At 58.8% G+C, this 13,237-nt stretch carries 7 protein-coding genes; all 7 read left to right on the top strand.

Annotated elements, in window-relative coordinates; all coding sequences use genetic code 11:
* Entirely contained in the window at positions 1-1,350 is a 1,350-nt protein-coding gene (locus RL_RS00390; RefSeq protein WP_011649895.1) for an HlyD family type I secretion periplasmic adaptor subunit, read from the top strand.
* A gap of 117 nt (positions 1,351-1,467) precedes the next feature.
* Positions 1,468-1,959: a hypothetical protein gene (locus RL_RS00385; RefSeq protein WP_011649894.1), complete on the top strand. Its 492-nt coding sequence runs from the start codon at positions 1,468-1,470 to the stop codon at positions 1,957-1,959.
* Between the two features lie 269 nt (positions 1,960-2,228).
* Positions 2,229-3,881 (top strand): GNAT family N-acetyltransferase, encoded by a 1,653-nt coding sequence (locus RL_RS00380; RefSeq protein ID WP_041936526.1) that lies wholly within the window; start codon positions 2,229-2,231, stop codon positions 3,879-3,881.
* A gap of 122 nt (positions 3,882-4,003) precedes the next feature.
* On the top strand, positions 4,004-5,692 hold the full coding sequence (locus RL_RS00375; protein ID WP_011649892.1) for an ABC transporter ATP-binding protein/permease: 1,689 nt from the start codon (positions 4,004-4,006) through the stop codon (positions 5,690-5,692).
* Between the two features lie 112 nt (positions 5,693-5,804).
* The gene (locus RL_RS00370) at positions 5,805-6,473 is read left to right on the top strand and encodes a CBS domain-containing protein (RefSeq protein WP_011649891.1); all 669 of its coding nucleotides are present in this window, start codon (positions 5,805-5,807) and stop codon (positions 6,471-6,473) included.
* A gap of 376 nt (positions 6,474-6,849) precedes the next feature.
* Entirely contained in the window at positions 6,850-9,315 is a 2,466-nt protein-coding gene (locus tag RL_RS00365; RefSeq protein WP_011649890.1) for a phosphoketolase family protein, read from the top strand.
* A 30-nt stretch (positions 9,316-9,345) separates the two neighbouring features.
* Complete coding sequence (locus RL_RS00360) at positions 9,346-13,236, top strand: GH36-type glycosyl hydrolase domain-containing protein (RefSeq protein ID WP_011649889.1); 3,891 nt, start codon at positions 9,346-9,348, stop codon at positions 13,234-13,236.
* The last annotated feature ends 1 nt before the right edge of the window (position 13,237 follow it).

Genomic DNA, 13,237 nt, shown 5'->3' with positions numbered 1-13,237 from the left:
ATGGGACGGAAAAATCGGGAGACGACCGGTCCGGTGCAGCTCGAGTGGTATAGCGATGTGCCGCGCTCGATCCGTGTGCACAGCATCGTTGGCCTGACGGTTCTCTTCACTTCGTTCGGCGGCTTCGGCTTCTGGGCGGCGACGGCGCCGCTCGCCTCCGCCGTTATCGCGCAGGGAAGTTTCGTCGCGACCGGCAACAACAAGATCATCCAGCATCTGGAAGGCGGCATCATCAAGGAGATGCGTGTCAGCGAAGGCGATACGGTCAAGGAAGGCGACATCCTGCTGACGCTCGATCCGACAGCATCCCGCTCAAACGAGCGGATGCTGCAGCTTCGTCGCCTGCGCCTTGAAGCCGTCGTCGCCAGGCTCCGTGCCGAAGCGCAGGGCCTGCGCCAATTCCAGCTTCCCGATATCGTGACGAAGGAGGCCGGAGATCCTGATATCAACGCGATCATCCAGAGCCAGAACGTCGTGTTCCACAGCAAGCAGATCAAGCTTGAAGAGCAGCTCAATCTGATCGGGAAGAACATCGCATCGCTCGAATTCCGGTTCGTCGGCTATAGGGGCCAGCGAGAATCCTTCGAAAGGCAGCTGTCGCTGCTGACCGAGGAACGCGACTCCAAGGCTCGGCTGGTCAAGGTCGGCTATATGCGCAAGACGGATCTGCTGGCAATCGAACGGGCGATCGCCGATGCGATGGGCGACATTGCTCGACTGAACGGCGAGCTCAACGAGAGCGAGGCGGAGATCGCCAAATTCCGCCAGGAAGCCGTCATCGCCGTCAACTCCAACAAGCAGGCTGCACTCGATGCGCTCGAGACCGCCGAAACCGATCTGGACAGTGTGCGCGAACAGATGCGCGAGGCAGCCGGCGTGCTCGAACGCACCACTATCCGTTCGCCGGTGTCTGGCACGGTGGTGCGCTCCTATTTTCACACAGCCGGCGGTGTCATCACGACAGGAAAGCCGATCATGGAGATCCTGCCGTCGCATGTGCCGCTGATCCTGGAAGCGAAGGTGCTGCGCACTTCGATCGACCAGTTGCATGAGGGAGAAACGGCCTCGATCCGCCTCACGGCGCTCAACCGGCGCACGACCCCTGTTCTGCAGGGCAAGGTCTTCTACGTCTCAGCCGATTCGATCGAGGAAAATGCGGGTGCTTCGGTCAAGGACGTCTATATCGTCCGCGTCGGAATACCCGATTCCGAGATTGCGCGGGTGCACAATTTCCATCCCGTTCCCGGCATGCCGGCCGAAGTGCTGATTCAGACGTCAGAACGCACCTTCTTCGAATATCTGAGCAAACCGATCACCGACAGCATGTCCCGGGCTTTCAAGGAGCGCTGATCGCTCGCGAGCCGGCATAGGCGGTCGGGCAGATTGACGGACTTGCCCGTTGTTCTGATGTAATGTCCACATGTCATCCCTCGAAGGAGGGACCCCTCCGGGGAGAAAGGGTCAAGCATGGCGGCGATGTCCGATGTCCTGCTGCGGGTCGGCCGCCTGAACTATGTCTGGACCAACACCGAAAGCCTGCTGATCTACATCATCGCCCATCTTCTCCGGGTCGAAAAGGATGCGGCAATCGTCGTGTTCCTGACGCTCAACACCACGCGCGCCCGGATCGATCTCATCGAACGGCTGTCCAAGCTCGCTTCGACCTCCCCTTCCGACCGCAAGGCGATCCTTTCAGCCATGTCGCGGTTGAAGAAAGAATCAAAGACCCGGAACAAGTACAATCACTGCATCTATTCTTTCGACGAAAAGGGGGATATCTCGAGCACGCAGCTGATGCGGCTCGTCGAGGACGACAAGCAGATCCGTTACGGCAAGATCGAACAGATGGACGCGCGCGAGATCGAGCATCTGGAAAAGTCGATCGCCGAGATCGTCGCCATCAGCCGGACGCTCTGGGCCTTCATCCATGCGAGCCCGCAGATCTCCGGCGAGCTCTGATCTAATCCTTATGTACGTATGTTCTCAAAAACCGCTGCAAACTTTCGGGCGAGGTCCGTTGAAGCGCAGCATCCTTCAGGACGCGTTTTGCCTATCGCTTTGAATCTGTGCATCATTTTTACCAAAACGGGTTGCGATTTTGGGTTATGCGCCGGCTCAGAACTAATCCCATTTAGGCCATTTAAATCATCCGGACGGTTTATTTGAAGATCGGTGTTTCCCATTAGAATGAAACCTCCCGAGTGACGTATGGGGTATTGGGGGCGGACATGCGCATAGATATCATCGACACCATTGCGGGGTTCGAGGCGGTACGCGAGAACTGGGATCAGGTCTTCATGGAAGATCCCGACGCGCAGCATTTCCTCTCCTGGATATGGATGAAGAACTATCTCTCCCGCCGACGCCGCTGGTTTATCCTTGCCCTTCGCGAACGCGATCCCGAAGCACCCTATGTCGCCTTCTTTCCGCTGCGTCTCATCACGCATCTAAACGAGAAGACCGGGCTCTTCTACGACGAGATCATCATGGCAGGGAATTTTGCGGCCGATTATACCGGCTTCATCGTCAGACCGGATTACGAGCATCACGCCATTGCCGGCTTTGCTTCGTTTCTCAAACATCAGAACTGGACTGATCTGAAGCTCGAATATTTCAGCGGCCCAGCCGGCCGGCGGGAGAAGATGATCGAGGCGCTGCAGGGGCCGGAGGTGATGTTTCGTGACAGCTCGCCCAAGAACAGCGAGAATATCGACAATACGATTTGCCCGATCGTCCCTCTGCCGGCAAGCTTCGACGACTATCTCGAACAGCGCATGAGCAGCCAGACGCGCCAGAAACTCCGGCGGTTCCTGCGCAAGGTCGAAGGCGACGATGTTTACCGGATCACGATGGCAACCGCCGAGACCATCGATCGGGACTTGGACATCCTCTTCAATCTCTGGCGGATCAAGTGGAGTGCCCGCAAAGGCACGGAGCGGACCGAGCGGCTGATCATCACCACACGCGAAATGCTGATGGACAGCTTCAATTGCGGCAATCTCGAGGTGCCGGTCTTTTGGCATGGCGACCAGCCGCTCGGCGCGCTGGCGAATATCATAGACCGGCAGAAGAAGGCGATCCTCTTTTATATCACCGGCCGCGACGAGAACTGGAAGACGCCGTCCCCCGGTCTCATCCTGCATGGCTACTGCATCCGGCGGGCGATCGAGCACGGCTTCAAGACCTATGATTTCCTGCGCGGAAACGAACCCTATAAGTATATGTTCGGGGTGGAGGAAAGGCGGATCAGCTGCACCCTGTTCCGCACCCGCAACGGCCAGAATCTGCATGGCGTACTCAATCCGCGCAGCATCCGTTTCGTCTATGAACAAGCGCTCGACATGTACCGCAACGGAGCCCGCAGCAAGGCGGAGATCGCCTTCAACCAGGTCCTGCAATCGGCTCCAGGCCATACCGGCGCGGAATTCGGGCTCGCCAATCTGCTATTCGACCGCGGCAAACTGACGGAGGCACAGGCTGCCTACAAGGTTCTCGTCGAGCAGGCGCCCGATCCGACACCGATCCAAATGCGGCTTGGCGACACGCAGCTTGCCCTGCATCAATATGACCAGGCCGCAGAGACTTTCCGCCAGATCGGCGAGATCGGGCCGCATCTCATCCAGGCGCATTACAAGCGTGGCATCGCCCTTGCGGCCAGTAAACGGCTGGCCGAGGCGGAGGCCGTCTTCGCCGCGATCCAGGAGGTTCATTCGGACGATCCGACTGCACTCGACTATGTCGCCAAGGCGAGTGCGGCCCTCGAACGGATCCGCGTGAGTGCCGAGCCCGCCCCTTGCAAAACGGACGCCGTGCCGGAGACCATCGCCCGCTGGAACCGGGGACGGCAGCTCAGCGAACGACGTCGACCGCGTCTGCACTGACATTAAACCCTATCGCCGATCCATTTCTTGATTTCGCTTCTTCCAGCACACATGGCGCAGTGGTGTTCCAGGCGCGGTTGTGCTTTAAATTTGGGCATCACCCATGGGGGAAGACCACTGCCATGGATACGCAGCAAATTCCCTTCAAGGTAACAGCCGTTCGCTTCGTGCGAGCGGTGAAGGTCTTCATGTCTTCCGAGGTAGGCGGAAAAGCGGCATTGATGTTTGCCGGGCTGGTAGCACTCTTCCTCGCGCTCAGCGGCCTCAACGTTGCCAACAGTTACGTAGGCCGCAACTTTATGACAGCAATCGCTAATCGCCAGACGCCCGAGTTCATGCGGCAGGCGATATTTTACATCGGAGTCTTTGCAGCATTCACCATCGTCGCGGTTGTCTCCCGGTTCATTGAAGAACGCCTTGCGCTGCTTTGGCGAGAATTCCTAACGCGACGGGCCGTCAGTTTATATCTCGCCGACAGAGCCTACTATCATCTGGACGTCTCGGGACAGCTCACCCATCCCGATCAACGCATCGCCGAGGACATGCGTGTATTCACGGTCACGACGCTATCCTTCATTCTAATGATCCTAAACAGCAGTCTGACAATCATCGCCTTTTCCGGGGTGTTATGGTCGATAAGTCCCCTGCTGTTTGCGGTTGCCGTTGTGTATGCGGCTTGCGGGTCGTACCTGACGATCGCGCTTGGGCGACCGCTCATCAAACTGAATTACGACCAGCTCGACAAGGAGGCCAGCTTCCGCTCCGGCCTGATACAAGTTCGAGAAAACGCCGAGGGCATAATGCTGGCGCATTGCGAAGAACAGCAGGGTTTTCGTCTGCTACGACGCCTCGATGACGCGGTCGCCAATTTTCGCAAAGTCACCGCCATCAATCGCAACGTCGGATTCTTCACCACAGGTTACAACTGGCTGATCCAGATCATTCCCGCTTTGATCATTGCTCCCGCCTACATAAGAGGGAATATCGACTTCGGCGTAATCACCCAATCCGGTGCAGCTTTCGCAATGCTGGTGGGTGCTTTTTCGCTGGTTATAACCCAGTTCCAGTCCATCTCCACGTTCGCCGCGGTCGTCGCGCGGCTTAGCTCGCTGATGGAGGCTATCGAACGGGCAGGAACACCCGCGGACGCAGGCATCGAGGTTGTCGAGGGAAAGGAGCGTCTGGCTTACGAGCAATTGACCCTGCTGCACGCGACGAACAGTGTCCCTATTGTGAAGGACGTATCGATTTCGATCCCCTTGGGAACGCGCGTCTTGATTACGGGGCCGGCCCGAGACGCCCAGGCAGCGCTGTTCAGAGCGACGGCCGGCATTTCATTCAAGGGATCCGGGCGCATCATTCGCCCAGCCGCCGATGACATACTCTTTCTCCCGCAGCGGCCTTATCTGCCGACAGGGACACTGCGCCAGATTCTTGTACGCAACGAGCGCGCCGGCAAAATCCCGGATGACCGCATCGTGCAGTTCCTGCGCGAACTCAATCTCGAACACGTGCTGGAACAGGCGGGCGGATTAAATACCGAACAAAACTGGGAAATATTGCTCTCGCCGCAGGAGCAGCAACTTCTGGCATTCATCAACATTCTCATCGCGGCGCCGCAGTTCGCCTTCCTGGACCGACTGGACGCGACGCTCGGTCTCGAACGACTTCACACGATCATGCAGATGCTTTCCGAGAGTTCGATCACATACATCAACAACGCAGAAACCGCCGCCCTGCGCGATTACCACGATGCGGTGTTGGAATGCGGTGAGGATGGCGGATGGGTGTGGACCGTGAACCGGGCCTGAGATGAGGTATGAGACCGGGCCGCGGCAACGCCGGTAATTCGGTTGTAGAACGCCCGCAACAGGTTTATTTTGTCAGATCCTCGATACCCTTTTGAGGGAAGGTCGTGCGGAGATGCTAGTCAAAGATGTGATGATCACGAAGGTTGTCGGCGTATCACCTGACAATAGCGTTCGGCGAGCCGCCGAGATTATGCTTGCCAATCACGTGAGTGGTGTCCCGGTCATCGACGATGCGGGTCGCCTCGTTGGAATCATCAGTGAAGGCGATCTGCTGCGAAGGACGGAGTTGGGACGGGAAGCCACCGCCGAACTCGGAACGTCTGCCCTTACCGCCGAAGAGAAAGCCACAGCTTATGTTAGAAGCAACGCGTGGAGAGTTGCCGACGTCATGAGCTGCGATCCGATCGTCGTAGAAGGGGACACGTCACTGGCGCGAGTGTCTGCATTGATGCAGGAACATCACATAAAACGCCTTCCCGTTATGAGGGACGGCGTGCTGGTTGGCATCGTCAGTCGTGCAGACCTTCTGAAGGCGATCGTCACGGCCGATCAGGATGAAACCGCGTCAGGTGACGAGGCCATCCGTCGCAGCATTGCGACACGCCTCAGCGAAAATGCGGATCTTCTGGGAAAAGACACGACCGTGACCGTCACCGACGGTGTGGCTCACCTGTGGGGAACCATCGACACGGAAGAGTGCAAGAAGGCGGCGCGCGTCGCTGCCGAAAGTGTCCGCGGCGTGAGGCGAGTGGTTGAACATTTCTCGGAGGATCGTCGGTAAAAGCCGGCAGGATTTCCTTCGCTATCGGCTTCTGTCTTCGGATTAAACCTCGGATGCCGTCGATTTTAACTGTGCTTCCGATGCATTTCGTGCGAGTATTAGCTCGTACGCATAGACAGCTTGGAGCGAAGCCGCTTCGACGGCAGGGCGATATAGAAGAAAATAGAGATGTAAGTGATGGCCGCAGCGGCAACGGGCGGGCCAGCGTCTCAGGCTGATTGAAACAGGCACCATATGGCATATTGGGTCGACAACGACCGCTGCAGATCCGCCAAGCATCTATCGCTCGCTTCATTCGCTAGCAGTTAGAAACTCGACAATTTCTCACCTTGGAAGATCTTACCGCAGCAATCTGGGCTCAGAGGAGGAGGCACCCATGGTTTCGCTCAAGACGGCACGAGATGCAAAGGTCGCCCTACACGCGAAGATGGCAACGGGCGGCCCCCTTTCGACGGAAGAATTGCAGTCCATCGACGCCTATTGGCGCGCATCGAACTATCTGTCGGTCGGACAGATTTATCTTCTCGACAATCCACTGCTGAAAGAACCATTGAGGCGCGAGCACATAAAGCCGCGACTGCTTGGCCATTGGGGCACGTCGCCGGGTTTGAACATGCTTTACGTGCATCTCAACCGCGTGATCAAACGCGATGATCTTGAGATGATCTACGTCATCGGACCAGGACATGGCGGACCGTCGCTGGTTGCGCACGCCTATCTCGAAGGCACCTACAGCGAAGTTTATCCCAATATAAGTCAGGATGCCGAGGGCATGAAGAGGCTGTTCAAGCAGTTCAGCTTCCCCGGCGGCATCCCTAGCCACGTTGCCCCGGAAACCCCCGGCAGTATCCACGAGGGCGGCGAACTGGGTTATGCCCTCAGCCACGCCTATGGGGCGGCGTTCGACAACCCGAATCTGATTGTCGCCTGCGTCGTCGGCGACGGGGAGGCCGAAACCGGGCCGCTTGCAACAGGCTGGCACGGCAACAAATTCCTCAATCCCGCTCGCGACGGCTGCGTGCTGCCGATCCTGCATCTGAACGGCTACAAGATCGCCAACCCGTGCTTCCTCGCCCGCATTCCCCGGGACGAACTGAGGAAGTTCTTCGAAGGCATGGGCTACACGCCGTATTTCGTCGAGGGTAGCGACCCTGAAAACGTGCACCAGCAATTGGCCGGCGTGCTCGACACAGCAGTGGCGGATATCCAGGAAATCTGGGCAACAGCCCGCACCAAAGGCAAGATAAAACGCCCGATGTGGCCGATGATCATTTTCCGCACGCCAAAGGGCTGGACCTGCCCCCCCGAGATCGACGGCAAGAAGTGCGAGGATTACTGGCGGGCGCACCAGGTGCCGATGGGCGACATGGACAAACCGGAGCACATCCGCATTCTGCAGGAATGGATGAAGAGCTACCGCCCTGAGGAATTGTTTGATGACAGCGGTCGCTTCAAGCCAGGGCTGGCGGCGCTGGCGCCCGTGGGGCAACGCCGAATGAGCGACAATCCGCATGCCAACGGCGGATTGCTATTGCGGGACCTGAAAATGCCCGACTTCCGGGACTACGCGGTATCCGTTCCAAGCCCCGGGCAAACACACACTGAGGCCGCGCGGGTGATGGGCAAGTTTCTCCGCGATATCATGAAGATGAACATGGACAGCAAGAACTTCCGACTGTTCAGCCCCGATGAGAACAACTCCAATCGCTGGCAGGATGTACTGGAGGTCACCGACCGCTGCTACATGGCGGATATCTATCCGGAAGACGATCATCTTTCGCCCGATGGCAGAGTGATGGAGGTGCTCAGCGAGCATCAATGCCAAGGCTGGCTGGAAGGTTACCTGCTGACCGGCCGGCATGGCTTCTTTTCCTGCTACGAAGCTTTCATCCATATCATCGACTCGATGTTCAACCAGCACGCCAAATGGCTGAAGGTGTGCAACGACATTCCATGGCGGCGATCGGTCGCCTCGCTTAACTATTTCCTGAGTTCCCACGTCTGGCGGCAGGACCACAATGGCTTTAGCCATCAGGACCCGGGGTTCATCGATCACGTGGTCAACAAGAAGGCGGATGTTGTCCGGATCTACCTGCCGCCGGACGCCAATACATTGCTCTCTGTAACCGATCACTGCTTGCGCAGCCGCAACTATGTCAACGTGGTTGTCGCAGGCAAGCAGCCAGCCCCGCAGTGGCTGACGATGGATCAGGCCATCAAGCATTGCAGCGAAGGTCTCGGCATTTGGGAATGGGCCAGCAATGACAAGGGAAGCGAACCTGACGTTGTGATGGCATGTTGTGGGGATGTTCCAACGCTTGAGACGCTGGCGGCGGTCGAGCTAATCCGGGAGCACCTGCCGGAGCTGAAAGTTCGTGTTATCAACGTCGTGAACCTGATGAAACTTCAACCCCCGTCCGAGCATCCACATGGGCTGCCGGATCGCGATTTTGATGCGCTGTTCACCAAGAACAAGCCGATCATCTTCGCCTTCCACGGCTATCCGTGGCTCATCCACCGGCTCACCTACCGCCGTACCAATCACGGCAATCTGCACGTCCGCGGCTACAAGGAAGAAGGAACGACGACGACGCCGTTCGACATGGTGGTCCTGAATGAAATGGACCGCTTCCATCTGGTCGAGGACGTCATCGACCGGCTGCCGCAACTCGGTGCACGCGCTGCATATTTCAAGCAGGCAATTCGCGAGAAGCTGGTCGAACATCGCCAATATATTGAGAAGTATGGCGACGACATGCCGGCAATCAGCGGCTGGAAATGGGGCTCGAAAGCTCAGCCAAAAACACGTCAAAGGACCTCCACCGAAGGGGACAATGCTTGAGCAACATTGTGCAATCGAACGGAGGTTCCAGTGGCAACGAGCACGGCCGACGCGCCACGCCATGATAGTATCGCGGAGCTCAATCCGAGTTCCGCGGTCGCATTGCTTTCCAACGACCGATACAGTGTCCTGGTCACCGCTGCCGGCGCTGGTTACGGAATGTGGCAAGGCCTCGACATTACCCGGTGGCGCGAGGACAGCACCCGCGATTGTTGGGGCCAATTTTGTTACGTCCGGGATCTCACGGACAACGATCTCTGGTCGATTGGGCGGCAGCCATTATTTCGCCCTTCAAATATCTACGAGCACGCCTTTCATGGAAACCGGGCCGAACTCAGCTGTCACGCCGGCGACATTGAAATCGCCTCGAAAATCTGTGTCGCACCCGATGTGGACGTGGAAGTGCGCATGCTCACAGTCACGAACCATGGCACGCGGGAAAGAACCCTCGAACTGACAAGCTATGCCGAAGTCTGCCTGTACAATCGCAGCGCGGATATGGCGCATCCGGGTTTTGCCAAGCTTTTCGTGGAGACGCAGTTTGACGAGGCGACAGGCGCCTTGTTTGCCCGTCGCAGGCCACGTGCTGCCGGGGAGAAAGCCACTTGGGCAGTTCACGTCTCCTCATCGAACCTGCAGCCTGCCCAAGCGGCACAATATGAAACCGATCGGCTGAGATTTCTTGGTCGAGGCCGGACAACAGCCAACCCGGTGGCATTCGACGCGGGCGCATCGCTCTCCGGAACAACCGGGCCTGTCCTCGACCCGATTTTCTGTCTGCGGCGAACCGTTCGTCTGGCGCCAGGCGCCGATGCGCGCATCGCCTTCGTCACGGGAGCGGCAGACGACCAGTCGGCCGTGCAGCTCATCGCCAAGAGATATGCCGAAATCGACGCAGTCGAGCAAGCTTTCTCCGATGCATCGAGGAGATACGAAAGCGAACTCCAGACGCTGGGCCTGAAGCCCGGCGATATCTCGCTGTTCAATCGGCTGGCCGGGAGCGTCATATTTGCGAACCCGGCCATGCGGCAGGCGACCGATCTCCAGAGAGATCGGTGGGATCGGGCAGCTCTCTGGGCTCACGGTATCTCCGGCGACCTCCCGATCGTGCTCGTCCGCGCGAATAGCGACAGGCACCATGCCCTCGTTCGCCAGGTAACGATGGCTCACGATTTTGCTCGGCGGAGGGGCTTGAGATTTGACCTGATCCTAGTTGACGAGGGCGGCTCGGCAAGCGCCAAGCGGCTGGCCGAAAAGTTGCAATCAGGCCCGCAGGCCGAAATGATCGGCAAACCCGGCGGAATCTTTATTCTTTCCGAGCCCGATACCGGAAACGACCACCTGGCGACCATCGCCGCGGCAGCGCGCGTCGTCCTGCTCGGAAGCGGTGGCGAACTCGGTGATCAACTCAACCGGCTCTCCCCGGCCAGGTCACCTCTTTCGCCCACTTTTACCACTCGGCTGAACGAGCAACCCGCAGCCCCGCTTCCTAAACCAGCCGAGGATTTGCAATACTGGAACGGGCTCGGCGGCTTCACAGCTGATGGGCACGAGTATGTGGTGCGCGTGGACGCGCTCAAACCCCAAGCCCCCACCCTGCCGCCGGCGCCCTGGACCAACGTGATCGCAAATCCGCATTTTGGCTGTCTGACGACTGAAGCCGGCCTTGGCTATACATGGGCGGAGAACAGTCAAATGAACCGGCTAACACCGTGGTCGAACGACCCGGTTACGGATGCGCCGGGCGAGGTCCTCTATCTGCGGGATGAGGAAACCGGAGATATCTGGACGCCGACACCCTTGCCGCTCGGTCCCGGTGCGGTCGTGACTGTTCGTCACGGCCAAGGTTACAGCCGGTATACAAGTTTTAGCCGACACCTCAGTCAGGAACTGACGGTATCGGTCGCGCCCAACGATCCGGTCAAAATCATGCGCCTCAGGCTTAGCAACGAGGACACCCGGGTTCGGCACGTGACCGCAATCTATTTCGCCGAGTGGGTGCTTGGAACCCAGCGTGAACAGACAGCAGCGCGGGTCGTCTGCGAGCGGGACGCCAGATCGGGTGCGATCGTGGCCAGGAATCCCTGGGCCGGCGATTTTGCCGGAAGGCTGGCTTTTGCTGCCGCCAGTCAGCCGGCAAGGTCGACCACGTCGGACCGAACAGAGTTTCTGGGTCAATACGGTTCCGTGTTTCAGCCGGCAGCCCTGGGGCGAACCGATCTGGCAGAACGTTTTGGCCCACTACTGGATCCCTGTGCCGCGCTGATGGTGGATATCTCCCTGCGCCCCAACGAAAGCAGGGAGATTGTCTTCGTACTTGGGCAGGCTGCCGATCTCGATGAGGTCAGCAGGCTCGTCCATGAGCATACCGACCTCGAGCGCGCAGCCGCGAGCCTGTCGGCTGTCTGCCGCCAATGGGATGACATTTTGAACTCGATCCAGGTCTCGACGCCGGATACGGGCGTGAACTTGATGATGAATCGCTGGTTGGTGTACCAGGTTCTGGCATGCCGCATGTGGGCGCGCACGTCCAACTATCAGTCCGGCGGCGCTTACGGGTTCAGGGACCAGCTGCAGGATGTGATGGCGCTGGTCTATAGCGTGCCGAGTGAGGCCCGCTCACACATCTTGCGATCGGCGGCGCGCCAATTTGAGGAGGGGGATGTCCAGCACTGGTGGCACCCGCCATCTGGCGTCGGCGTTCGCACCCGTATCACCGACGACTTGTATTTCCTGCCTCTCGTCGTTCACCATTATGTCTCCACGACAGGCGACGTTCAGCTGCTTGACGAGACCGTTCCCTTCATCACGTCACCGGTGCTGCGAGACGACCAGGAGGAAGACTTCAACCAGCCGGCGACCAGCGAACAGTCCGGCACTGTCTATGAACATTGCGTCCGAGCGCTGGAGCATGGCTACCGGCTGGGCAGCCATGGCCTGCCCCTGATGGGAACCGGCGACTGGAACGACGGCATGAACAAGGTTGGCGCTGGGGGTAAAGGGGAGAGTGTCTGGAATGGCTGGCTCTATCTCACGGTGCTGAAATCTTTTGCCGAGATTTCAGCGTCACGCGGGGACCAGAGCCGTGCCGCCTGGTGCCGCGAACGGGTAGAAGCCTTGCGCATTGCCCTTGAGGCCAACGCCTGGGACGGCGGCTGGTATCGCCGGGCTTATTTTGACGACGGCACGCCGCTTGGATCGTCCCTGAATGACGAGTGCCAGATCGACGCCATCCCGCAAGCTTGGGCTGTCATTTCCGGCGAGGCGGATGCGGAACGCGCTTCGCAGGCAATGCGTGCGGTCCACGACCGGCTTGTCCGCCAAGAAGACAGACTGATCAAACTCTTCGACCCGCCGTTTGACGACGGCGTGCTCCAGCCAGGCTACATCAAGGGCTACGTCCCCGGCATCCGTGAAAATGGCGGGCAGTACACACATGCGGCAACCTGGGTGGTCTGGGCGACTGCTTTGCAGGGCGACGGCGACCTCGCATTGAAGCTCTGGAACCTGATCAATCCGATTTATCACGGTGCAACGAAGGATCAAGTCGAACGCTACAAGGTCGAACCATATGCGGTCGCCGCCGATATCTATGGCGCGCCCCCGCACACGGGGCGCGGTGGATGGACCTGGTACACGGGATCGGCCAGTTGGCTTTATCGCGTGGCGCTCGAGGCGATCCTTGGCTTTCGTCAGGAGGGGCGGTTCCTGCGGTTCGAACCCTGCGTTCCGGCAGGCTGGCCGGCCTATGAGATCGCATACCGATATGGATCTGCGACCTACCGCATCCATTTCGACAACTCGAAGGGCATCGGCCGGGGTGTGCAATCCGTCACGCTGGATGGCGAACTTGTTGCGAACGAGAGCGTCCCGCTTGCGCAAGACGCGCGCACGCACGACGTTCACGTTATCATTGGATAGC

Source organism: Rhizobium johnstonii 3841 (genome assembly GCF_000009265.1).
Lineage (GTDB): Bacteria > Pseudomonadota > Alphaproteobacteria > Rhizobiales > Rhizobiaceae > Rhizobium > Rhizobium acaciae.
Note: the sequence above shows the minus strand (reverse complement) of the source record. Positions and strands in the feature narration are given on the sequence as shown.